19 protein-coding genes are annotated in these 25,916 nt (G+C 45.3%); 2 read left to right on the plus strand and 17 right to left on the minus strand.

The window, feature by feature from the left end; translation table 11 throughout:
* Positions 1 to 9: 9 nt before the first annotated feature.
* On the minus strand, positions 10 to 1,170 hold the full coding sequence (locus BK120_RS08550; RefSeq protein ID WP_076267084.1) for a UxaA family hydrolase: 1,161 nt from the start codon (positions 1,168 to 1,170) through the stop codon (positions 10 to 12).
* Positions 1,167 to 1,490 (minus strand): UxaA family hydrolase, encoded by a 324-nt coding sequence (locus BK120_RS08555; protein WP_076267085.1) that lies wholly within the window; start codon positions 1,488 to 1,490, stop codon positions 1,167 to 1,169. Before BK120_RS08555 ends, BK120_RS08550 begins: the two co-directional genes overlap by 4 nt.
* A 212-nt stretch (positions 1,491 to 1,702) precedes the next feature.
* Between BK120_RS08555 and BK120_RS08560 the strand changes: the two genes are divergently transcribed.
* The gene (locus tag BK120_RS08560) at positions 1,703 to 2,575 is read left to right on the plus strand and encodes an AraC family transcriptional regulator (RefSeq protein ID WP_076267086.1); all 873 of its coding nucleotides are present in this window, start codon (positions 1,703 to 1,705) and stop codon (positions 2,573 to 2,575) included.
* Between the two features lie 134 nt (positions 2,576 to 2,709).
* Positions 2,710 to 3,576, plus strand: coding sequence for a phytanoyl-CoA dioxygenase family protein (locus BK120_RS08565; protein ID WP_076267087.1), 867 nt, complete (start codon positions 2,710 to 2,712; stop codon positions 3,574 to 3,576).
* 121 nt (positions 3,577 to 3,697) lie between these two features.
* Here the strand turns inward: BK120_RS08565 and BK120_RS08570 are convergent, their stop codons facing one another.
* The 15 genes from BK120_RS08570 to BK120_RS08640 all read right to left on the minus strand — a co-directional run bounded on the left by BK120_RS08570 (position 3,698) and on the right by BK120_RS08640 (position 25,861).
* Complete coding sequence (locus tag BK120_RS08570; RefSeq protein WP_076267088.1) at positions 3,698 to 4,495, minus strand: polysaccharide deacetylase family protein; 798 nt, start codon at positions 4,493 to 4,495, stop codon at positions 3,698 to 3,700.
* A gap of 96 nt (positions 4,496 to 4,591) precedes the next feature.
* The gene (locus BK120_RS08575; RefSeq protein ID WP_076267089.1) at positions 4,592 to 6,304 is read right to left on the minus strand and encodes a hypothetical protein; all 1,713 of its coding nucleotides are present in this window, start codon (positions 6,302 to 6,304) and stop codon (positions 4,592 to 4,594) included.
* A gap of 1 nt (position 6,305) precedes the next feature.
* Entirely contained in the window at positions 6,306 to 7,388 is a 1,083-nt protein-coding gene (locus tag BK120_RS08580) for a glycoside hydrolase family 88/105 protein (RefSeq protein ID WP_076267090.1), read from the minus strand.
* Position 7,389: 1 nt separating this feature from the next.
* The gene (locus tag BK120_RS08585; protein WP_076267091.1) at positions 7,390 to 8,460 is read right to left on the minus strand and encodes a TolB family protein; all 1,071 of its coding nucleotides are present in this window, start codon (positions 8,458 to 8,460) and stop codon (positions 7,390 to 7,392) included.
* 26 nt (positions 8,461 to 8,486) lie between these two features.
* Positions 8,487 to 10,829: a helix-turn-helix domain-containing protein gene (locus tag BK120_RS08590; RefSeq protein ID WP_076267092.1), complete on the minus strand. Its 2,343-nt coding sequence runs from the start codon at positions 10,827 to 10,829 to the stop codon at positions 8,487 to 8,489.
* 56 nt (positions 10,830 to 10,885) lie between these two features.
* Entirely contained in the window at positions 10,886 to 12,499 is a 1,614-nt protein-coding gene (locus BK120_RS08595; RefSeq protein WP_076267093.1) for an extracellular solute-binding protein, read from the minus strand.
* A 79-nt stretch (positions 12,500 to 12,578) separates the two neighbouring features.
* Positions 12,579 to 13,385, minus strand: a complete 807-nt coding sequence (locus BK120_RS08600; protein ID WP_083681751.1) for a carbohydrate ABC transporter permease — start codon at positions 13,383 to 13,385, stop codon at positions 12,579 to 12,581.
* A gap of 100 nt (positions 13,386 to 13,485) precedes the next feature.
* Complete coding sequence (locus tag BK120_RS08605; protein WP_256710831.1) at positions 13,486 to 14,466, minus strand: ABC transporter permease; 981 nt, start codon at positions 14,464 to 14,466, stop codon at positions 13,486 to 13,488.
* Positions 14,467 to 14,885: 419 nt separating this feature from the next.
* Positions 14,886 to 19,994 (minus strand): S-layer homology domain-containing protein, encoded by a 5,109-nt coding sequence (locus BK120_RS08610; protein WP_076267095.1) that lies wholly within the window; start codon positions 19,992 to 19,994, stop codon positions 14,886 to 14,888.
* Positions 19,995 to 20,096: 102 nt separating this feature from the next.
* On the minus strand, positions 20,097 to 21,143 hold the full coding sequence (locus BK120_RS08615; RefSeq protein ID WP_076267096.1) for a dienelactone hydrolase family protein: 1,047 nt from the start codon (positions 21,141 to 21,143) through the stop codon (positions 20,097 to 20,099).
* A gap of 4 nt (positions 21,144 to 21,147) precedes the next feature.
* Complete coding sequence (locus tag BK120_RS08620) at positions 21,148 to 22,140, minus strand: zinc-binding dehydrogenase (protein WP_076267097.1); 993 nt, start codon at positions 22,138 to 22,140, stop codon at positions 21,148 to 21,150.
* Between the two features lie 31 nt (positions 22,141 to 22,171).
* Complete coding sequence (locus BK120_RS08625) at positions 22,172 to 23,125, minus strand: zinc-dependent alcohol dehydrogenase (RefSeq protein ID WP_076267098.1); 954 nt, start codon at positions 23,123 to 23,125, stop codon at positions 22,172 to 22,174.
* 9 nt (positions 23,126 to 23,134) lie between these two features.
* The gene (locus tag BK120_RS08630; protein WP_076267099.1) at positions 23,135 to 24,145 is read right to left on the minus strand and encodes an SGNH/GDSL hydrolase family protein; all 1,011 of its coding nucleotides are present in this window, start codon (positions 24,143 to 24,145) and stop codon (positions 23,135 to 23,137) included.
* Positions 24,146 to 24,167: 22 nt separating this feature from the next.
* A complete protein-coding gene (locus BK120_RS08635; RefSeq protein WP_076267100.1) occupies positions 24,168 to 24,986 on the minus strand; it encodes a carbohydrate ABC transporter permease in 819 nt (272 codons plus the stop codon).
* 5 nt (positions 24,987 to 24,991) lie between these two features.
* Positions 24,992 to 25,861 (minus strand): carbohydrate ABC transporter permease, encoded by an 870-nt coding sequence (locus tag BK120_RS08640; protein WP_076267101.1) that lies wholly within the window; start codon positions 25,859 to 25,861, stop codon positions 24,992 to 24,994.
* Positions 25,862 to 25,916 lie beyond the last annotated feature (55 nt).

Raw genomic sequence — 25,916 nt, forward strand, 5'->3', positions numbered from 1 at the left:
AAAATGTTCCTATAGGCTAGGTCCGATACGGTTAATGCTGAATTCTTGATGGCCCAGTGTTTCTGCCTTCGTCCATTTTCCATCCGCTACATCTATGATTTCTTGCCATATTTTCTCTCCTGCCGACTCCAAGCTCAGCATGCCGCCCAGCATATCGCTGACGTCGACGTCCATATTATCTTCCATCCGCTCAAACATCCGTTTGTTCCCTGTAATTTTGATGACTGGCACGACTGCTGCCCCCGTTGGCGTTCCTCTTCCCGTCGTAAAACAAACGATATGAACGCCCCCCGCTGCCATACCCGATACACATTCGATATCATTGCCCGGCGAGTCCATGAAGTAGAGTCCACCCTCCGGTATTTGTTCTGCGTATTCGATAACTCCTTTAATGGGTGCTTTCCCGCATTTGCTAATGCAGCCTAGTGATTTCTCTTCAATTGTAGAAAGGCCGCCTTCAATATTGCCGGGACTCGGATTGCCGCCCCGCATGTCAGCGCCCATCCGCTCTACCTCTTTCTCAAAACGGCCGACAATATGATACAGCATATCCGCTGTTTCCGGCGTGGCACAGCGCTGTGCCAGCACATGCTCGGCGCCGATAATTTCGGTCGTCTCGCCGATAACGATTGTTCCGCCTGCTGCGATTAAAGAATCCGCGGCTTCACCAAGTGCCGGATTCGACGACAAGCCGGAAGTGGCATCGGAGCCGCCGCATTTCACGGCTACCTTGAGTTTTGACAGCGGAACAGGTACTTTCGGCTGAAGCTCTAGCTCCGCCATCATTTTTTTGGCTAGCTCCGTTCCATGCTGGATCGCTTTCACCGAGCCGCCAACCGACTGGATATCAAATACTTCCACCAGTTTGCCGGTTTTACGAATATCCTCTGCAAGCGCGTAAGGATCCACTACCTCACACCCTAGACTGATGATGATCACTCCGCCTACATTTGGATTTTTCCCAGTTCCCGACAGCACCTCGAAAGTACGTTCCTTGTCCGCTCCGATCTGGCTGCAGCCATGCTGATGAGGAATGGCCACAGTACCCGGTACTAGCTGCATGATTCGGTTGCAAACCTGATTGGAACAGATGACTGTTGGAATGATGAGCAGATGATTGCGGATGCCAATATCTCCGTTCGCTCTTTCGTACCCCATAAATGTACTCATGCTTCCACCTTCCCGGCTATGTCGCCTCTGCCGCGTATTCCTTCAATATTGTGGACATGAACATGCTGCCCCGCCAAAATGGCCATGCTCGCTCGCCCGATGGTTTCGCCGTATTTCCGCACTTCCTGTCCTTCGCTAAGCGCCTTAATCGCCAGCTTATGTCCGAATGGAATAGCATCAAGTGCTTTTATTTCATGAATTTCCTCACCATCTCTGTAGCGAATGGTTTCTTCCGCTTCAACATCACGCAGCGCCATCACAACATGATCTCGGTCATCCATAATTAAAGCATCGACGCCATCTGTCATTTGTTGTTTCATTCAGCCACTCCTCCATCTTTTGTTCGTTCATGACTAATCGGTTTACTATCCATTTTGTAATCGTTATCCTTCATAATAATCGAGCATTTAAGATATGAAAATTGCGAGAAAACGCTTAAACATACCCTATTTTGACTATTATTCGGATAGCCATTACACTAGTACCGAACAGCATATTTTTATATCTTTCTCATCAAGGAGGCACCGCCAAAATGAAGCCGATTCGCAAGCAATTTGATGCTGCTGCTTCTTTTCCATTCGAATTCAGCTATCGTGCGGTAAAGGATTCGCATAATGAGCTGCCCAACCACCTGCATGATTGGCATGAAATCGTCTATGTCCATTCGGGAAAAGGCGTGTTTTTTATTGATGGCTCCTTCTATGCCATAGAACCCGGTGATTTATTTCTGCTCCCCGGCAACACCGTCCATCGTGCATTGCCGGATGAAGAAGCGCCGTTGACGGTGAGCGCCATTTATTTTCACGGTCGTATCGTTCAATGGGACTCCTTAGGCGATACTTTTTCTTTTGTTCAATGCTTTGAGGAGGCTAACAAGCGGAAAAGCCAGAAGCTCAGTCTGGATACATCCGACCAGCACTTGATAGAAACAATGCTGGTTCATATTAATGATGAGTTGACGATGGATAAACCAGGGCGCCGCCATGCTGCCGTCCTTCATCTGCTCCAGCTGCTGCTTCTGCTGAATCGCCAAATACCCGCTCCAACAGCCGAACGGAAACATACGGGTGCGCCGGAGTGGATGAGGCTAACGCTTCGTACAATCGACGAACATCCTTTTGGCGACGTCAGCTTATCCACGCTAACCGCCAAAGCGGCAGTGAATCCATCACATTTTACACGTGTCTTTAAGCTCCTTACTGGTATGACGCTAACTGAATATGTCACGGCAAAACGGATCAGTCACGCCAAGGAGCTCCTTCTATCCTCGGATGCGCCAATTCATGCGATAGCGAGCGAATGCGGGTTTGAGAGCCTGCCGCATTTCCATCGCACATTCAAAAAACTAACAGGAACGACGCCAGCCGGCTACAAACGCAGCAGCCTAGCGTCAGACTTTAAATAGGCGCAGCAGGGACTTCATGTTAAGCAGGTTAGCGGATGTATTGATAAATCATCGTACTGTTATCTAAATACAGCTTCAGCTCCTATTTGGTACGATGGGTTCAATTGTTGATAACGAATAGGAGGAAATAAAACATGACAAGTCCATCTAAATTCGGTAGTTTAACGAAAGAACAAATTGATTTTTATAATGAGCAGGGGTATCTTGTGCTTCCAAATCTGCTGTTGGAACAGGACTTAGCACCCGCCAAAGAAGCGATGAATAAGAAAGTATCCATGATTGCAGATGAGTTGATGCATGCAGGACTTATTTGCGATAAACTGGAGCATCGGCCCTTCAAATATAGGCTCGCGGAGTTGTTTGCGGATTTGACCTCAGAGGAATTTCTGAACTACGGTAGAAGCTGGCGTGATAGACTGCCTGGCTACTTTGATTTAATGAGCAATCCAAAAATATTGGACGCTGTAGAATCTTTAATCGGGGGAGAGCTTTTTTCCAATCCGGTCTACAACACAAGACCCAAAATTCCGAAAGTTGCTGCTGGAGCAGTGCCTTGGCATCAAGATAAATCGTATTGGCCCGATGCCAATTCTAATCCTGTCATCACCGTTTGGATTCCTCTTGTCGATGCGAACGAAGTTAATGGCTGCTTGCATATCAAGCCTAAGACTCATCGCACGAAGCTATTGGAATGGCATAGCGAAAGCCATACAGGTACAGGCTACACGGCGTTGCATGAAAGCCAGCTGGGAAAAACAAAAACTGTCGTCTTGCCCGTTCCAGCTGGAAGCGCGATTCTATTTAATGACCGTTGTCTGCATATGTCCACACCGAATGAATCAGACGAGGTACGCTGGAGCGTGGATTTGCGATATCAACCAACGGATCAAGATCCTATGCCATCCCATGGCGCAGGTTTTCTAGCAAGAAGCTATCTTCACCCAGAAAGAGTAGCCACTCTGGAAGATTGGCTTGCAGAAAAGCCCGAACACAACACATAAAATATAAGGGAAAAAGCCGCACTACTTAGCATTTGTTCAGCCAGAAGAACGAGATATGCTCTTCTGGCTGTTTATTTTATAAGCTGCAGAACGTCAGGAATGGCGAAAGCTTAGCCTTGTTTTAAAGTTGAATAACTTGACCTGCACTAATTTTAATAGGTTTATCGTCCACGCTTATCCAGACGTCGAGCGCAGAAGGGTTATGAACAATGCTTCTATCTACTGAGAATCTAAGTCTCTCGAGCGCTTGCATATAGGCTATAATCTCTGCATTCGTAGCGTGCCAGATGGTATCGTTATCCTTTAGCAGCTCCCCCGCTTGATCAATAATCTCCCAGTTATCGTCATTGTCAAACTCATAGCTATGGCCCCAAACATAAAGCAAAGACATTCTTTTAAATCTTTCCTGATAGTCTCTGAAAATTTCAACCTGTTCTAGCAATTGTTTATGATGACATGTTGGATGCCAACGAAGCGGATCAGCTGGCATATCGAATCTGCCATGGCTGTTCACCGTTCTAGCATACTCAATTCCAAGCGCTGGAAGCATAGCAACGACTTTATCATTATAAGTGCCAAAAGGATAACTCATTCCATGTACCGGATATTGTACAAGACTCTCCAGCGTCCGCCGATCCTCCAAAATTTCATGTGCTACTTGATCTGGTGGAGATATTTCTAGAAAAGGGTGACTAACCGTATGTGCTGATACTTCATGGCCCTGAAAGAGCGTTCTAACCTCTTCCGCTGTAATATATCCCTCGCGCCCAAGAAAACCAGAGTTAAGATGAAAGGTACCTTTGAAACCATACTTATTTAATTTCGATACGAGCAGGCGGTCTTGAGTGCGCCCATCATCATAGCTGAAGGTCATCGCCTTCGTTCGTCCTTCTGGAAATAACGTGTACTGAACTTTCATCACATTTCGCCCTCTCTTTTTCTTTTTGCTCAGCTGGACTATACACACTGCTAAAAGAAAAACCCATCAGTTCGATGGGTCAAGCTTCGTGGATAATTACAGCATACTAGGCTTCAACTGCAAAGTAAGCGCTATATCCTCATTATTCCAGCTTGCACTAATAGTTGCAAGCTCTTTTGTACGTTCGATTTGCGGCTTAAAGCTATCAACTTCTTCTCCTATACAAAGAGAGAAAAGAAATGCAGCCTCATTCATTTTTTGAAAATCAATGACCTTCTTTTCACCGGTATGAAGCACAAGGTCGATGCCGAGCAACTCACCCTCCCTAGTTACTTCCCAGCTCCAGTCTCTTACGGCCTCGCCTGCACTCTGATTATCAAAGGCTGCAAACCAGCTGCGCAGCGATACCACAGTCTCCCCTATTCGCAGGCTAACACTGCCTTTCTCCACTACGGTGCTGACCTGATCCAAAGCGCCGCCAATTTCCAGACGGAATCGCAAATCTGAAGCTTCGATTGAGCCATGAATCATATCCAAATTCGGGTGGGTATCTCCGCCATTGACGACAAAATTCACTCCAAACAGCAGATGGTTCTCCCGCTGCTCCCCATGAAAAATAGCCGAGCAATAATCATAACCATCGTGCAGCGCACGCAGATGCAAGTAAGTCGCCTCGCCGCCATTATCAACATAGGCGAGCAAGGTCCTTGTCTGGTTCCACATAATCTCTTTGTTGAAGCTGCCAAGTGAATAGGCCTGTGTCATATAAGTAGTTGCCCACTTCTCTTTACCGTTCCCATTGATCCCGAAGCATTCCTTTATCGTCCGCTGACCGCGCTCAAGGAAATCTTCTACATATTGCTCTGGACATACAGCGCCGCACTTATACCAATCTTCATAATAAGGAAGTTCATCCTCCGTATAGAAAGCCAGTTTTCCTTTGGTTGCTAATTGTAGAAAAGCTTTGCTTTGAGGTGTAAGCAGCGTTTTGTAACAACGGCTGTGCGGACCGGACCACTGCCTTGTACCGGCATGAAAATGATCCGCTACACTTTTCCATGCGATGTTTAGCAAGTCTTTTCCAAGCTTCTTTGCATGAGTATTGCTCGTTTCCGTTACAATAGCAGACAGCTCCAAAATAGCAACATAAGTGTACGTCGGACTATTATATTCTTGAAACGCCTGCCGAGGCATTGTATAGCTATGCAGCTTTTCCAGTCGTTCCAATCCGTATTTCGCATAATCCTGCCGCTCGAACCATTCACCAGCGATGAGCGTAACGAACGCGCCCATAATCGCAATGTTAGTGTAATGCGGTCCTACATTCCGAATGATAATCGCATCACAGGCATTACAAATAGCTTGTTTCACCGACTGCCGCAGCTTCTCTGGCAGCCTTGCGTCGTGCCTTGAAATGATCAGCACAAGCAGCTTGCCGCAAAAGTCAGCCCAGTTCCAATCAGGAGGGGACATTTGATCAAGCGGCTCCTCATAAAACCAAGACCAGATACCGAACGTATTGCGGCTCCGATCTGTATCCTGCAAGGAGACCATTTGCTCAATGATATCGAAAGCACGCTGCTCATACTGTTCTTTCCCTGTATCCAGCAGACCAAGCGCATAGCTGAGAGAACTCCGTGTTGAATGGATAAAATCAGCCTGTTTAATGGTCGTATGATAGCCGGGACTACTGAAGGGTGACCTAAGTAAACGGTTTTCTGAATTGTACTGGGAGTCTAGGGAATCAATCAGCTCAATCAACTTGTTTCTGCTATCGAATGAATTATTGGAATAGTCCACTATGTTCATTTCATCCCTCACCTGTCATCAAGTTATCTTCATTTGTTTGCTCAGAAGTCAGCAAAAGCTTAAATTCTGTCAACAGCTGTAAAGTTAAGCCTTGCCCATAAAGTGTCGGATAGATCGGAATCTGATTATAGGCGTCCACGGATGGCATAATAGGTGTTCCGCCTGAGACACCTGCAACTTCACCATTAGAATTAATTAGCGTTAACACTTCCGATAGTGTTCGCTCAGCCGGCTCCAGAAATGAGGCGTCCAGCAGACCTGTGTTGACTCCTCTAAGAAAACCGCATGCAATTCCAGCACTTGCCGAGGTTTCTTTATACGTATCCGTGCGATCCAGCACCGTATGCCACAGCCCGTCTGCAGCCTGACAAGAGCGTAGTGCAGCGGCAAGAGTGGAATATCGTTTGTTAAGTTCTGTTGGTACGGCTGCTAACCCGCTGATTTCACTTACAATCTCGGGTATGCTCATAACGATCCATGCATTGGCGCGAGCCCAACGAACCGCTGATAAATGGTTGCCTGCCTCGCAGTTCCAGCCATGAAATAACAATCCCGAATTCGAATCCTGCAGCAGCTGCAAGTGAAGCATGGTCTGCTCTAGTGCCTCTGTAGCCAACTGCCTATCACCCGTCATTTTCGCCAGCCTAGCTAGAAATAAGACAGCCATAAATACCGTATCTGCCCAAACCTGTTCACGGAACTCGACCGCCTCCGTAACGGTGTGCTCGAAAGCCCGCTCGCGTGTGCGAGGCGCTTCATTCAGCATCCATTGTGCAATTTCCTGTGACTTGGCGAGCAGCCACGGCTCTTCGGTGCGGCGATATAAGGAAGGAAATACGGCAAAAGGCGCCATTGCATTAATTACTTTCAGAGCATCGGCCTTATGCTTATTCTGCTCTACCCATTTTTCTACGTACTGGATCGCTTCTTCTTGTCCTGACTTCTCACCATAATCCAGAATTGAGATGATACCGACACCAGGAACCCAGTCCCACTGATTCATATCCATGCCCCAATTTCCCTGATGATCATCGGTCATATAACTGTAGATTTTGCTCATCGCCTCTGCAATTTGCCCTGTCATATCAGTTCTCCTCAGTTAATTGATCAATGTCAATGATGCCAATCCATAAGTGCTGATCCTCATCTGCAAAAGTAAACGACACCTTTTTACTATCGGGACTGAACATGGGGTGAGGATGTCCGGGATGATCTCTCCAAAGAGGCAGCTCGCACAGCAGCTTGGAGGTTCTTTTCTCCAAATTGATGAGGACGATTTTGCTTACCTTCATTCCCTCTTCAAACGTATCCGCAACGGCAAAACGCCCATCTGGACTCGGCGCTACATGCCAGTACCTGTAGTCGCCATTGATAAGTTCATAATCTTTGCCCGTTTTTTCAACCCGATATACTCCTGTTGGTTTTAGCGGGCTTTGCGGATACTTGACGAAATACAGATACTCCCCATCTGCTGCCCACATCTCGTGCCCCACATATTCCACATGCTCACCTGTATCCAGCCGCTGCTGACGAAAAATATTACGTATCTCGCGCGTCGTTGTATCCGCAACGTAGATACGATCTGCAATATGGTCTGTCCTGCCCTCATGGGCAAAAAAAACAAGCTGATCATAACGAGGATTAATCATCGAATGATTCGCAATAGGGTAGGGCTCTTTAAACCCCGGTGCAGCAACAATAGAGACCTCACCTGTAAGGACCTCAACAATCCCGACTACCCATTCCTCGCCGCGTTTCCAGTAAGTTCCTATTTTCTTCCCGTCATTTGTGATGGAGAGCGGACCATACACCTCAGTCCCAACCTCCATTTTGCATACGTTGCGAGACAGCATCGTATGCAGATTAAACTCATAAATCGCAGATCCGACATAATAATAGAAATAATCATTTGACGATACAACGCCGCATCCCCAGCTGAGGTTTTCTATCAGTGTTTCAACCGCACTCGTCTCTATATCAAAAAGAACATAACGCCCTTTAAAGCTCTCATCTATATCTGTACAGACCATAATATTGCGGCTGTCTGCCATCCAGGTTTGTGCTGTAAAATAGTTTTGGCCGGTATCCGTACCAGGGTTCCCAACAGCCTGAATAGTGATATTCGTTAAAGGATCCTTCAACTTGCGAATGATCATGCTGCACCTTTCCTCTCCTCTATATTTCAAACTTCTCCATCTTGTTCTCTCCGCGCCCGCTCTCTGAATTCCGTAGGCGTTAGCCCTGTTATTTTCTTGAATAATCTCACAAAGCTATTCACATTTGTATAACCTACGCCCTCCGCAATATCGCGTATTTTCTCTTCCGTATCCTTCAGCAGCTGCTTGGCCTTGTTCATTCGCGTCTCCATCAAATAATCGATAAAATTGCATTCCTGCTGTTCTTTAAACAGCTTGCTGAGATGAGATACGCTCAAATGAAATTCGCTCGCGAGCAAATTAAGCGACAGGTCGCTGCGCATATAATGTTTTTGAATATAGAGCATCACATTGTCAATGACATCATTTCGTTCCCTGCTGCTTCGCTTTTCCTTAATTCGTTCGATGAAGCTCGAGAGGGATTGTATCGTAAAGGCCTCAAGATGGTGCAGCTGCTCATACTGGTTCAACATTTCAACCATATACTGCTCCGGCAAAATCCCCTCGGGGTCAACGCCAATTTCAACAGTGGCTGTCGCGGCCTTCATCAGGCATTGTACAATCAGCTGCATAATCATTTCCGGCGGCACAACATGCTCGGTGAACGATTCGAACCATCTGTGTACTTGCAGCTTCATCTTGTCTGTATCTGACACCTTAACCGAAGCGACAATCCCATCTGTCATGGCAAATAATCGGTAAAATTGCGGGGATTGCTCACTGAACACATCCTCTTTCGTAATAATCGAATTGCTCCCCATTACGAGCTTATAGCTCAGCGCCTCAAGCGATTGCTTATAGGAGCGATGAATTTCGTTGACCGTTTCAACAATATCTCCGATGCCAATCGTAATCGTGCGGTTAAAATACTCCTGAACAAAATCCTTCATTAAATCAGCTACTGCGACCGCCCGCATCATATGGCGCTGCGGATCATCGTGATCGCCGAAGCTCATAATGACAGCGCATTTGCCAATGCTCAGTTCCACTGCAATGCCGCGGCTCTCCGCATTCATCAGCTCCTCTGCTACATTGCAGAGCGCATAGGCATAAAGCTGCAAATCCCGCGGCGAAGCAAATTCATGCTTGTTGTCAAATTCAATGCTCATGACGACATAATGCTCTAGGTACAAACTAATGCCAAGCATATCCATATAAGGCTGCAGCACTGCAATATTTTTGCGTTTCTCAGAAAGCAATTCAGTGAGCAGCTGCCATTTGATAAGCGGCTTGCTCTCAATCACCTGCTTATGCAGCTCTTCCCGATCTTGCAAAATATGCTGTACCGTCGATTCGAAATATTGAAATTCATCCGTGTATTTTCGTGTTGTTCCTTCCTTCGGATGAATTGTCAAATGCCGAGTCATCGCCTGAATAAATCGATTAACTGGCTTGAAAATCCAGCGGCCTACCATCGCTGCCGATGCCGTCGCCACCACAAACAATACAATGGCAAGAATAAGCAGGCCATTACGAATGGCATAAAGCGGCTTTAGAAACTGTGCTTCTGGCACTACCCGAACAATATTCCATCCCGTATAGTCTGACTTCACATAAAAAACGGAGGATGCTGTCCGTTCAACCTGCTCAGAAAAATGGCCGCTCGTTTCCGAGGCATTCAATATTTGGTTAATATACGGAAATTCACTAATGTCCTTGCCCAGCTTGCTCTGGTCTGCATGCAGCACCACAACGCCTTCACTATCCATAATAAAGGTCTGTCCTTTATCCATCGCAGCCGTATTGCGAATCAAGCCATACAGCAGATCCTCCTTAATATTTACGGCGATCGCACCTTCCCGCGTACCTGACGAATGAATAAGCGGATAAGAGCGTACCAGCGTTACAACATTGCGGTATACCGGATATTGCGAGTGATTAAGCTGTACCTTGCGAGTCGACATCCAATTGAAGTATCCATCATACTGCTGAAATTCTGGAATCCATGAGAAATCCAGCTTATAATCCTGTTCAGTCAATACATTTCCTGAAACAAGCCGCTGCGTGCCATAGGAATAAAGATCGATGGAAAAGAGATAATCAATACTATTAATCGCATTCGTAATTAGAGTGGATACGCGAAAAGCATTGTTCTTACTCTCCAAATCGCTCAGCTCATCATTGAAGAACCGTCCCACCTCAGACGTCTTCAGCAGCTGAATTGCCGATTTATCAATATGTTTAAGCGACAGCTCCAGCTTCTGATCCAGTTGTCCTAGCAGTTCCATGTTCGTACTGGTCAACTGCCGCTCCAGCTGTCGGTTGAATACGGAGTATGTCAAAAATGCAGAAGAAAAAACGAGGAAGAACAGCAGCATCGATAGTACTGCAACCGCTTTTACAAGCCGCCGATTTTGTACGAGCTTCATATCTGTTCCTCCTTCATTTTTGTCTTATCGCGCAAATGCTTCGAATTTAAAAGAATCTAGAAGCTGGCTTTATTTTCTTCATACCACTTCTGGGCAATCTCTTCTGCTTTTTCACCGCCAAGGCGTTTCCATTCCTTGCTAATCTGGTCCAGTGCCCATTGACCTGTATATTTGTCTCCTTGGGTTACGGCATTAGCACGTGTTTCCCTAATGAAGGTATCCAGTGTTGAACGGATTTCATTAATTTCATCAAAGCTTGGCTGATATGGAATATCGCGACGGAACTCATTTTTCAACGCAATATCGAGCGATTCCATATCAAGCTTAGCAACGCGTTGTGACAAATCATCGCTGGCCGCTTGAACAAGCAAATTCTCGGCTTTAAAACCGCTCTCGTCACGCAATACAGCGTATTCCCCTGCATAAATAACTTCTTTTGTAAATTTATCCGGATCAAGACGTTTCGCAACGTCACCTACCATTTCATGATGGACGCCTTCCTCTCCATTCACGAGTGTGAACCAGCCCTTCTCCAAAATCCAATCCAAATACTCCATAGCGGCCTTCGGATTTTTCATATCCTTATTGAAAGTGACATAAAATAGCGGCGAAGCCTCCTGATACGTACCATATTTGCCATGCGGAGTAGCAACCGCTTCCAATGGCTCAGGCTTGGCGTCCGGCACATTAATGAGTAGATCCTTCGTTATAATATCGGTATTACCGAGTCCCCATTGCCCCATATAGATTCCAGCTTTACCTGTTGTCCACAACTGAGTTGCACGCTGATTGTTGCTATCCGTTAAATATTCACGATCAACAAGTCCCAAATCATACAGCTGCTTTTCCAGTTCAATCGCTTCACCAAAACGGTCAAGGGTTGCACCATATACCATTTTCCCATCTTCCACATACCATTGATTGTTCATTGCCGCATATAGAGCAGAGTAAATATCGAATGTCGTATGACCGACTATTGGCGTGCTGTCTGGGTAGCGTTCTTTCATCGCTTTGGCTACAGCAACAAGCTCTTCCACTGTCGTCGGCCTCTCAAGCTTCAATTCGTCGAGCCAATCCTGTCTTATCCACATGCCATGGTTTACAATGCCGGTAATCGCACGTTTCGTCACTGCCGCATAAACTTCTCCATTGAAAGTAATATAGGGCAGCAAATCCGGATTTTCTTCCAAATATTTTTTGTAGGTCGTGCTGTATTTCTCAATATAATCACCGATCGGTTGAATAACTCCTTGGGTGACCAGCTTGCCAATATATGTCCGGTCATATTCCCACAGCAAGTCCGGCGCTTGTTTCGATGCAATTAATACGTTAAGCGCATCCTGTGCTTGGTTGCGCGGTACAGGTACGATCGTTACATCAATACCCGATTGCTCGCGAATCCATTTTACCCAGCGATTTTCTTCATAGGTACCCTCATCGCTTGACACTGCTCCTCTATCAAACGTGGAAATGCTGACCTTCTTAGGCATCCCATCATAGGGATCTTTTTCGCCTGTAGAGGACTCGTTGGCAGGTTTGTCAGTGGCCTTGTTCGTTGTATTCGTAGAACTGCTGTTTTCCCCACTGTTGGAACATGCCGTTGCCAAGAGTGCCATAATCATAATCAGCATAAGCAACATTTTTCCTTTTTGTATTCTCTTCTGTTTCATGCTTGACCTCCTACAAAATAATTTTTTTATATCAAAATGTGCATTCTTGGCACCCTTGATATTCAGCTCATGCCGTACATTATCCTTTAATCGAACCTAGCAGCACACCTTTAATAAAATGCTTTTGCAAAAATGGATACACACACAGAATCGGCACGATAGCAAATACGACTGCTGCAGCCCGAATGCCTTCCGGCGTAATCGAGATTTGCGACACACCTTCACCGCTACCACGCAGCAGTTCTGGACTTACCAAATCGATCATCTGGTACAGCTTCACCATCAATGACACTTTATCCGTACTTCGAATGTAGATTAAGACATTCATATAGGAATTCCACCAGCCCACGGCATAAAACAATGTTAATGCAGCGATGACCGGTTTGGAGAGAGGCAATATGATTCGCCATAAAATAGTGAAATCACCAGCACCGTCAATCGCAGCGGATTCTTCCATCTCGTCAGGCAGCCCTTCCAGAAACGACTTCATTACAAACATATTGTAAGCGCTTATAAGTGCTGGCAGCCAAAGTGCCCAATACGTATTGGTAAGTCCAATGCTATTGATTAGCAGAAAATTAGGAATCAATCCGCCGCTGAACAGCATCGTAAATAAAATAGCCATCAGCATGACATTTCTGCCTTTTAATCTCGCTTTAGAGAGCGGATAGGCAGCAATGATCGTAAAAATCATATTCAACGCGGTGCCGATGACCGTAATGATGATGGTGTTCTTCATCGCTACGATTAATTGCCCGTCTTTCAGCAGCTTTAGATAGGCTTCCACATTGAAATCAACCGGCCACATAAAAATTTCCGCCGCATTGATTGCCCTGCTGCTGCTGAATGATACAGCAATCACGTTAATAAACGGAAACAACGCCATGTAAGCAAGCAGCGCCAGCAAGATGTAGTTAAGCCAGCGAAATATGACCGAAAAAACGCTTTGTTTTCCAAGCTTCAGGTTGCATCACTCCTTTCATCCCTTACCACAATCCTCGTTCTCCCAGCGCCTTAATGATTCGGTTCACCGACACAATAAGAATGAGCGCAATCAGTGATTGGAATAAGCCTAATGCGGTTGTGTAACTGTACTGCAGGTTGACAATCCCCCTTGTGTACACGAAGGTACTGATAACCTCCGCCACACTCGTTACCGCCGGATTCCGCAGTGCATAGATCTGCTCGAAGCCAACGTCCATCATTTTGCCTACTTGCAAAATAAGAAGAATCGCAATCGTACTGCGAATGCCAGGCAATGTCACATGCCAGATCTGTCTTATTTTATTGGCGCCGTCAATTTTGGCCGCTTCATACAACGTTGGATCAATTGAGGCCATCGCAGCTAAATAAAGAATCGTCCCAAATCCGGCTTCTTTCCAAATGCCCGACACAATAAACGTCACCGGCCACCATAGCTTATCTGCCATAAAATAAATTGGCTCTATTCCAAACGCCTGCAATAAATAATTCACTATGCCTGTAGATGGCGATAACAGTGCAATAATGATGCTTCCGAGGACGATCCACGAAATAAAATGAGGAATGTACAGCAAGTTTTGCAATGTTCGTTTGTACCACTCCAACCGAACTTCATTGAGCATGATTGCGAGCAGAATCGGAGCAGGAAACGCAAAAAGCAAGCTGTACAGGTTAAGCAGCAGCGTATTTTTTAATACAATATAAAACTCGCGACTGGCAAACAACTTTTCAAACTGCTGGAATCCTACCCAAGAGCTTCCCCAAATCCCATCGGATAATCGATAATTTTTGAAAGCAATGATTTCCCCAGCCATCGGTGCGTATTTAAATAGTAATAAATAGATGGCTACTGGCACTAGCAGCATATAAAGAAATCGATTGCGTTTTAATTCCTTCCGCATGGATCTTATCCATCTCGAGCCTGCTCCTGCTTTGGGCATTTTAGGCATGGGAGCTAGATCTGCTGACTGCGAATGTTGCTTCAAAGTAATCCCCCTTTCTTTTGGCATGTTATCATTCTGTTCAGCAACGCCTTGCCAACTTAACGTAACATGTACAGCTGAATGCGGAAATCTCCACTTTTTGTGCTGCTATTCCTTCACTCTGAAAGCGCACCTTCCATTTTTGTGATGCTATCCCTTTTTCATTATCTATCGGCTGAAATCCCTTTATTTACTTGAGATCTGGGATTTCAGAATACAAAGTCGAAGTTAGAGAGGCAAGCTTGTGAAGCGCTTGAAATTGTTGCCTACAAGGTTTTCATATGAACAACATCTCGCTAATAATAAAAAAAGATCACCCGTATTAGGTGATCTTTTTGTTTCAACTATAAACTTTGCCCACATTTTATGATTTGAAAAATTCGCTCGTATTTATTAATCCTTTTATATAGTCGATCACTTCATTAAGACTTACTCAAATGATTAATTATTATTAGAATGAACTGTGCTGCCTCTGCTCTCGTAGCATTAGATCTCGGATGGAACATATTATTCCCTTTTCCCTGCACGAGGCCCGCTTCATTTAGTGCTGCCACAGAAGGCATTGCCCAAATAGGTATGTCCTTGGAGTCCGCAAACTGAGCGTTCAGGTTTGTATCCTTATTCATGTCTAGCGCTCTTGCAACTAGTACGGTCATCTCCGCACGCGTTATAGGCGCATTAGGAGCAAATAAATCGAGACTGATGCCAGAAACAAAGCCCGCTTTCACAGCGGCTTGCACGCTTGCTGCATACCATGCATCCTCTTTTACATCCTTAAACATCTGCTCATCCTGAGAGGCTTCGAGGTTTAAAGCTCGAACCAAGAGAGAAACAAATTCCGCACGTGTCGTATTGCCTGAAGGCTTGAACATGGAATCATTCACACCATTCACAATATGCTTAGCCGACAACACTTGAATCGTTCTTGAAGCCCAATGGGTAGTGAGCATATCGCTAAACGTCTTTTTGAATTCCAAAACTGCATATTTACTTAAATGCTGAAGTTTAACTGTTAATGTTTTGGCACTGCTGTTTACCTTCCCACCTACATACTCCCAAACCTTAGTCAGCTCGTTATAGTAATAAATCCCGAGAAGCTCCTCATCAACACCATTGGCATCATAGGGTAAAGTAATCTCTACACCGCCTTTTGCCCCTTTAACTTCAACCACGCTGCCGTCTGTCTTTTTTAACTTCATGCTAATTTCATATACCTGACCTGCAATCGTTATTTGTGCAGCTGCATTTTGGGAGGCAATCCGAATGTCTCCCGATTCGGTCACTGACTTAACCTCGACTTCAATTGCTGCCCCTGCACCAAACTGTCCTCTCCACGAATTGAGCAGATTTCGATCAACAGTAACGATTACCGAGCCCGCTTCCACAGATAAAGGATAATCTCCAATTTGCGCTAATGGTATCGATGCGACCGATTCGTCGCTGCCTAGCTTTACTATCGCTTTACCATTTTGAACTGACACTACGCTTCTATTTGCATTTCCATTGCTTCCACTAGAGCCATTATTACCGCTATTTCCACCATTGTTGCTGTCTGTCGAAAAGTCTAATTGATCTAAATATTTGATTTGCCCTTTGGGTTCATTCCCATTAAAGCTCTGAATCCAATTCGGATCCGTAATAACCCAAAGCTTTCCATCCCTAATTCCCCAAGCCTTGCCATCCGCCGAACTATAAAGCACCTGTGTCGTACTTGTCGCATTTGGGTTAAGTACCTGTACCGTTGTTCCATTCTCCAATACCGTAAATTCATTCGTAAAATAGGCATCAATCTCTGGCAACGCTCCTAGGTTTTTGCGGTAGCCCATATAGACGGTATTTCGTTTGCCAGCCTTTAAGCTTCCCTGTGCCACAAGAGCTTCGCCGTAGAGCGTTGTCGCTGGATCGTCCTCCAAGCTGACGACTAAGACATTCGTAGCTATATTGGGATCAAAAGTAGGCACAACCCATTTATTATCGAAGGTTTGAAGCGTGGCTCCGCCCCGATAATCATTACCTGGGAGCACGACATTCCGTCTATTCAGCATCCACCATGTCTCTCCAGCAGGATATACGTAATAGACTTCTGGTAGATAAGTTTCAATATGTGCTAGAGAATCAGGAGCTAGAATCGCATCCTTGTATTCTTTGAGCCAATCGAACTGGATCGGTTTCGCTGTATAATAAGCGTAAGATTCTTGGCATGATGTAAAGTAATCGCAATTAAAGAGAAAATCATAGATGCCTTTGCTCCCTGCCTCCAATACCGAATCAAAATGATTAAACATCGTTTCTTTGTCCGGATAGCCCTTCTCGCCGGATTGATATTTACGTTCCATATTTTCGTCCAGCTGCGTTTCCGTCGTTAAAAACCATAAGGTTTGTGCCGATTGTTCGATTAGCGAAAAGGTATACCCGGATCGTTCTCTCACCAAGTATTCCGTATCGCCGTAAATTTCTCCCCCAACGCCCGCGAACCCTCCAGTCTGCTTGTCATTAATAAAGTATTTCCTTGTGGTTCCAGCGTGTTTGAACACGACGGGCACGTCAACGACACTATTTATCGCATCTGCAAATTTCATTAAATAATCGTTATAGGAGCCCTCTCTGAAATCGACAAAATCATCCCATAAAATGCCGTGATAAGCATCCGCCGCATACGTGGAACCCGGGTTACCCTTGTCAACTAAATACAATTGGTTGTTCCACACAGCCGATCCTTCTCCCCGAACTATGGGCACTAAACGCGCCGCCGTTTCATAAGATTCAATGGGACTGCTCATTTTCCAAGCCTCATTTAGAGCATCCAATGTGGCGTATTTCTGCTTTAACCAATCCACAAATTGAGCACTGTATATGGGAGAGTCGAACAGGTAACCTTCGTCGCTGTTGTATATTCCTGATTCGTTCGTAACAGGATCAACAAACAGTCTAAAATTAGGGCCCAAGGTCACCTTGCCAAGCGTGTCTACCATACTATTAATAATCGAATCTCCAGCATCCCAGATGTTCCTCAAAGTATGGCCAGAATACTTAACCTTAGGGGTAAAATAAACCGTATAGGACGTACTATTCGCACTCGGAAGAACAACATCTGCGTAAAGCTCAAGTGTAGTGGAACCCACCTTCCGAATATTCTCTTCACCGGATTGAATAACTTCACCCGTAGCCGGATTCATGACCACATACAGCGCTGATATAGCATCCTCATAGCCTGAGATTTGAGATGTTGGTACCGTTAAGGTCACTTCTCCGCTGTTCACGATATTCTCTTTCTTTAATACACCCGCTCCTTCATACGCTCTTGGCATATAAGCGGAAAGGGTCAACCCTTGGGCTCCTTGAACTTGCAGGCCGTAAGTAAAGCCTTCCTGGTCTAAGTAATCCAGCATTTTCTGCCATGCCCATGCCGGAACCTCCATGACAGCCGTATTGATATACATATCCATTGCGCCATGTGCCTTCATATATTGCAGCACTTCTACATCCTTATCCCAGTTGACTTTATTGGCTGCAGCATCTGTTTTGGAGTAAAAGAGCAAATAATCCGAAGTAAACATACCGCCGATCGGCACGAACGGTTTACCATCCCAAATCATCGTATGCGATTGGTTAGCATACCAGAAATGAGATTGCCCCAGCTTTCCATCGGTAAAAGTACCGTGCGTTAAGGGCTTGTAATTCGTATTGGACGCAGCGACGTTTACTTCAACTTGTCCTGCTGTCACCTGCTCTGCTTTCAATTTGTGGAGGCCCCATTCCACGGTATAGCTATCAGCAGGCATTCCTTCCGGCAACTTAAAGCTAAACTGTTCCTGTGCTTCAACATTAGCTTGGAGCCCGGAAGTATTCACAGCAGCAAGCTCGGCAACATACCAAAGGACATCGCCTTTATAAAAGCTTAGATATGCTGTCGTATCGAAATCTATGGCTTGATTCAGTCGATAAGCAACAGCCCCGGAAAATGATCTAGCACTTGTCTGGGTCGGCTGCAGCTGCAAGTTAGTGATCGTTGCTCCTAACACAGGTACAGCAGTGTTCGCATCTTCTTGTTCGATATTCAAATTGCCTACTTTAAGCGATCTCTCTCCATCAGCTGCATTAGTATAATGACTATCGACAATGCCGGTACGGATTTCATTTTTTCCTTTTGGAGCATTAAACGGGACCGTTAACTGAATCGTTTCCGTATGCTCCTCGCCAGCCTCCCAAGCTGTTTTATTAAACTCCTTAACCGTCCGTGATACAACTTCTCCCTCATAAACTAATTCAACGAAGAAGCTTAAGGTTGCATTGACTCGCGCTATGGCTTTATTCGTAACCGTAACTCCTACTTGCTCTTCACGATTCGCCAACGATTTATCTAGCGTGCCTGTTACGTATTCATATTTAACGGCTGCCTTATCAAAAGGTTTAGTTAAACCATTTGGCTGCCATTCCCAACCGACAGGTACGACGGCGATTGCATCGATGCCTTGATTGTACAAACCATCACTTGCTCCTTGCCTTGGCGTATTGGTTAAAAACGCTAGGTTATGCTGTCCTTTGCTCAGCTCTGCGCTGCTTAATTTATGCCAGTAAAAGGGCATACCTTCAGCCACAAATATGGAACCCTCCGTCATAACAGGCGGGGTTGCATTGGAACCTTCGTCCAGCTTCCAGCTCCAAGGGGACATCCAAATGCTTATGCCGGTTGCTAGCACCCAGATGTCGTAGCTTCCTGTTTGAGGTATATCCACTTGATACTCCGCAGTTGCCGCGGTAGCTGGCGTATTGGTTTGCAGTAAGAGATAGGTACCACCGCTTGCCAGTGAATCAGCCGTTCCATGATAACCTCCCTGTACTGAATCAGCATTTTCTCCTTCTGTCCATGAGTAACCTTCTTCCACTGGCTGTTCAGGTATAACGGGAGCTGCCGGTTTATTCAAACCATTCGGCTGCCATTCCCAGTCATCAGGTACGATGGCAATGGCATCGATCCCTTGATTATATAAACTATCGTTTGCCCCTTGCCGAGGAGTGTTCGTTAAAAACACTAGATTATGCTGTCCTTGAGTCAGCTCGGTACTATCTAGTTTATGCCAATAAAAGGGCATGCCCTCTGAAACGAAGATCGCCCCTTCCGTAACTACGGGAGGTGCATTATACGAGCCCTCGTCCAGCTTCCAGCTATACGCAGACATCCAAAGACTCATGCCGGTCGCCAGCACCCATATATCGTAGTTTCCTGTTTCAGGGATATCTACTTCATACTCTGCAGTCGCAGATGTGCCTGGCGTATTCGTATGCAAGGCGAGGAACTTTCCTCCGCTTGCTTGCGATTCATCGTTCCGATAATATCCCCCTGGAGAAACAGATAAATAGTCTTCCCCTTCTGTCCACAAGTAAGCGTCTGCCTCTGAGGTACCATCCCTTAAAGTGTTCTCGTCAGATGCTGCCCCATTCGATATAACCGGTAAGCTTGAAAATAATAAGAGGAAGACAATCGTCCATGTCATCCCCTTCTTTAAAGCTTTAAACCTCTTGCTCCTCATGATTAAAACCCCTCTCCTTTTATTAAAGCGCTTACATTAATGATGATATGATGTCGACTCAATACGGTAAATGGAGTATTCGAAAGTCGCAGGGGGAATATTTCACATTCGAACCGCTTGGCAGAACCACTCCATTGCTCTATCGTTTATGTCCAGCTCATGAGCTCCATCAAATACTTCTCTCGACAATCGGTGCATGATATTCAACTGCCCATAAAGCTCAGCTAGTTTATCCAGCTCTTTACGCGCATGCGCATAGTGGAACAGTTCATCCTTTTTGCCCACCTCAATATGCAGAAATCGCGGACAAATTAATCCAGCTACTTCTGCGTCTAGAAACGTATTGCCAGCATTAAACCAAGTAAAATCAGACCAATCATACTTAAAGCGATCGTTGAAAAAACAGGATGAGTACACTGCCTTAATACGAGTATCCGCTGCTGCCGTAAAGAGGGTATAAAACCCGCCATAAGATAAACCGATCATACCGACTTGGTCAGCGGCGATATCATCCCGTGATAATAAATAATCAAGGCTCCGCTGAATTTTATAAATTTCCACCGCAGCAATCGAGCTGCCTACCTGCTTTAATTGTCTATCGATAGACAGTCTGTCATACGGAGAACCATATTCCCCTTCCTTCCAGAGCAGAAGCTGTGGCGCAAATACAGCGATGCTCCTTTGGAGTACTCTCCGCGTCATATCATGATAATTCGTAGGACCATAGAAACCGGAACATAACTCCGGCGTACCTGCTCCTCCATGCTGTGAGATCACGAGAGGAAACGGCCCCTCCGACAGCGGCAAGAATAACAGGCCATACGTCGTCAGACCATATCCCCCTTCAACGATAACCCTATAAATTTTGCTTAAACGATCCTGGGCAACAAATTCAACCCGAGCATTAGGTATGGATGAATCGAGTTTGGCATCACTCAGCGGCCACCCTAGCATCGCTTTGAATTTCTCTCGATAGAGTTCTAGCTCCGCTTCATATGCATCTATCGATGAGGTGTTCGGACGGAAGAATTCCGCCCGATTCTGATCCCCGGCTGCACGCATACGCTCGATGAAGAGCTCGTATTCAAGCTTTTGTTCCTCACGATACCGGTTGCCGATATTTGGAGTTTCTACATATAAGTCGTCCATAGAATCACTCACCCCAGTTCAAAACCACACCCAAACAGGGTTGATTTTTATCCAGAATTAGATTCCATGCTTCTACTGCTTGATCCGCCGGAAACTGATGCGTAATGAGTTTTTCCGTCTGCAGCCAGCCCTCTTCTATCCCACGAATCGTCTCATTCATTCTTTGATTATCCCAGCCCGAGGGATTGTGAAGAGTAACTTCCTTCTCCCGTAGCGATTGGATATCAATTCTGCCATCCGTCCCTAGGAACCCCGCTGATACCAGATGTCCGTTATGACGCAGGTAGGGAAAACATTCGTAGACCGCCGTGAGCGAGCCTACCGTATCAACAATAATGGAAAGATCAGCATGCAGCGAAGTTAGCTGCTCGCTTACGTCATTCTTGGAAGTGTTAATGGAGAATGTTTCATCCGGAAGAAGCGCTAACCGATCCTCATGACGGCCCAGCACGGTAACCTTAGCCCCCCGATGGATCAAGGTTTGAGCTGCCCACTGACCGACAAGACCGTCGCCAATGACGATGGCATGATCCCCTTTCTTCACCGGTGGCCGAGAGCCGCAATTATAGCCAACTTGTGTAAGCACAAGTCCCGCAAACGCCACAGCGCTCATCCCGTCTGGAATTTTCCATACTTGGCTAACATCCGTTACTGCAGGGCTGACATGGCCTCCCTCGTTGAATGCCATCCCCTTTACTTTGCTTACCGTGGCAAAAACACGCTCACCTGCTTGAAACCCATCTACCTGATCACCTAACGCTCTAATTGTACCGACCTTTTGGTAGCCGTTGATCTGTGGAAATGGCAAAGCATCACCCTCAAGGTATGGGACTTCTCCCGCGATTCGTTCGCCCTTTAGGAAGGAAGATTCCGTTCCAATACTAATCCAGGAATGCTCCACGTCGATGACGATATCACGACTCTCTAGCTCAGGAACGGTTACCTCTTGATATTCAACCTTGCCTTTATCAACGAATACAACACCATAGCCTTTCATTGCCAGATCCCCTCCGCCTTGTATATTGGACTTAACTATCGAAATCGGTTTGCGGATAAAAATATACCTTAATCGCTTCCTGCTTATTTAATAAATCAACGGCTTCTTGATACCGATCAAACGTACAATGATGAGTTTGCAGACATTCCATGTTTAATTTCTTATTCCCCACCAGGTCGATCAGCAGCTCATGATCCCTTGGACCAACATTGCGGTATTTATAAGATTCCAGCTTCGTTCCCTTGTACCACAGATGCTCCGGATACTTCACATCTCCGCGAAGAACACCAAATATAACGATATGCTCATCTACGTACTCAATCAGATTTTGCACAGAAGCGGCCGCCCCGACACAATCGTAGCCTAAATTGAATTGCTGACCCTGCAGCTCATCGACAAGGCAAGTCTCGCCAAGTCCAAGCTCTCGAACCTGTCGTACTCGCGTTTCATTAATATCCACTCCGATAACACGTGAAGCCCCCCAGAGGCGCGCCACCTGAATGGCCAGCATTCCCGCAGGTCCAAGACCGGACACGACGATAGATTTACCCCGCAGATCGCCAAATTGCATGATTCCAATTACTACACATTTCAATAGTTCAAGCGATACTGCTTGTTTATCAGAGATGTGATCTGGCAGTTTGATGAGCTCCTCTTCACGGAAGCATAAATACTGCGCATAAGCCCCATTACCATCCAAATGCTCAAGGGCAGCCACACGGTCCCCCACATTCAGCGTACGCACGCTTTTTCCCACCGATTTGACTACACCAGCCAGCTCATGTCCTGGAAACCCCGGGGGTAATGGGTAATCGGGAGATTCATTATAATTAAACATATTGCGGCCAGCCATCATATTCATATCCCAGCGCGGACAAGTCGACACCATCGTTATTTCGACTAATACCTGATCATCATGGGGCTGCGGAATATCATGGTCTAAAATGGTATACGTATTCGCTCCTGTAATTTGCAAAGCTTTCATAGGACAGCATCACCCTTCAATTAGATGTAAAAATGCTTGATAATAAAGCCAATGGCCATAATCATTTGGATGGTTAATATTATTGAGAAGAAGGCTCTCCGGCGTTTTTCCTGCTAGTAGTTCTCTTTTCCATATCTCATTCACATCGGCAACGCCGATATCATATTCCTTCCCCAAACGACGAAGAACTTCAGCGTAACCATCCATCAGCCCACTCGTATATTTCCACAAGGGATTTGGCTCGCAAGGCGTAACAAGCACAATATCTGTTTCACAGCTCCGCATCGTAGATTCTATAATCGTTCGAATATTACTCTCGTAAATAGCATAAGGTACTGCCACTTCTCCCTCGAATAGATTCTGATCATTCATCCCGTACCCTATCGTTAGAAGATCGGGTTGATTAGACACAATATCCTGCTCTATGCGGGCTGCGCCTCCCGTGCTTGTTTCTCCTCCTATTGCTTTATTAACAACACGAAGGTTTCCACCCGAGCTTATAGCAGATAGCCGATGCGCAAAACGTTGATAAAAAGTATAGCTATCCTCACTTGCCTCTCCGCCTTCGCTAATGCTGTCGCCAAAAACCACATAAACAGCTTCTTGTCCGGCATTAAGCTTTTTCATCGTGTTTTTTAATAAACGACTAGCCCCTATGCTCAATCCGGCATTTAATTGATGTTGATGTTGCTCCCTCTCATATTCGTAGTCTATAAATACAGTAAAACTGCGATTACTGTATTCCTCAAACAAATGATGATCGAAGTTCAGGTTTTGAAAGAATACATGGTCAGCCCAATCCCGTATGCTGCTTGCCACCGTTCTTGCAATCAGCCCAGTTTCATAATCAACAATAAAATCCTTTCCTTCTTTATAACTAACCGACTCCACATGCTCGGAATTCGTATGTGTTCTTAAGCTCAAGCTTCCTTTGACGATCGGGTGGAATCGCAGCTGCTGCTGTTCTTGCCCCACAAAAACGAGTGACTCCGCTGTTTGTTTCACGTTATGCACTGACATTTAGCAAACCTCACTCTCCCATTTAACTTTTCACTGCCCCAGCCGTTAAGCCTTCAACGATGTACTTTTGCAAGAATAGATACAATAGAATGACCGGCACGGATACCATAACCAAGTCAGCAAAAACCAGATTCCAATCCGAGGAATGCTGACCAAAGAAAAAGTATACGGTCAAGCTTAAGGTGAAGCGGCTCGCCGTATTTAAGAAATAAAACGGGGTAGTGAAGTCATTCCATACCGACATAAATGCAATAATTAGGACGCTGGCGCTTACCGGCTTCAGCAAAGGGAAAATAATCTTCCAAAACAAGCCGTAAGGGCTAACTCCGTCAATCATTGCGGCTTCATCCAATTCTCTTGGAATGCTATGAAAAAAACCGATGTATACGTAGGTTAGAAAAGCATAATTCCCAGCAATATAAAGCAAAATCACCCCTAAATAAGTACGAACCAGATGCAAATCAAACATCAGCATATACGTCGTAATAATGGAGGAAGGCAATATTAAGCCGGCAATAATAACCGTTTGCAGCAGCCTGCTCACCCGGTTATCTCTCCGTTGAATGAAATAAGCGGACAGTGAACAGAAAATAACGATAAAGAATACACTAATGACGGTTAAAATCGTTGTATTCCATAATGCCTGTGGAATCTTGGCATTTACGAACACATCTGAATAGTTATGCCATAGGTTCCATTTCGTCGGGAAGGATAATCCTAAATCTGAAGCCTCCGCCTGTGTTTTGAAGGAGTTCACAACGACCAAGTAGATAGGAATGGCGATGATACAGCTAATGAACACAGATAGAGCTTCCCATAATGTTTTACGCAATACTCGCATTCCACTCACCCTCTGTTGTCTTTATTTAGATATTTGTTCGTTATGGATACAAGGACGAGAATGATCACAAACAATAACAAGCTAGCGGCAGTCGCTTCCCCATTTCTTCCTTGCGAGAAACTTTTGTAGATCATTGTGTTAATTACGCTAGAAGCATTCCCTGGACCGCCTCCAGTAAGCGCATAAACAATATCGAATACTTTTAATCCGCCAATGAGCGAAATAATAATGTTGGTATTCACAACGGGGAGAATCATCGGGAATATAATATGCCTCTTCTGCTCCCAATTTGTTGCTCCGTCAATCTTGGCGGCTTCAATCATCTCTTTCGGAATGGTCTGAAGTGCTGCCAGAAACAAGATGACCGTTAATCCCGTCCACTTCCATATTTCAACAAAGGAAATGGAATACATCACGATATGGCTATTTGTAAGCCATTGTTGGGTTAGAAAACCAAGCTGAAGTTTCTCCAATAACACATTGATAAATCCACGGCTTGGATGATATAGAGCTGTAAATGCCAGTGATACAGCAATCGGGCTTAAGATAACGGGAAAGAAAAGGGCAGAGCGCAAGAAATTTGTCGTTTTCAGCTTTTGATTCACAAAGTTAGCTAATATAAATCCAAGTCCGACTTTACCGACTGTGGTGACCACTGTGAATATAAAAGTATTTTTGAATGCAATGGAACTGCTCGAATCATCAAATAGGGAAATAAAATTTTCAAACCCTACGAGCCGCGTGTAATGAAAGGTCGCGTCTAAATTGGTGAAGGCATAGAAAAAATTTGAAATGGCTGGCCACACGAAAAAGATTAAAAAGATACAGAGACCTGGAGCTAGCATAGAGTACCTGTAGTAATGACGCTTCAGCATATAGTTGCCCTCCAAAAAAGAGAGAGGGTTTCTTTATTTCAGAAACACTCTCCAA

Source organism: Paenibacillus sp. FSL A5-0031 (genome assembly GCF_001956295.1).
Lineage (GTDB): Bacteria > Bacillota > Bacilli > Paenibacillales > Paenibacillaceae > Pristimantibacillus.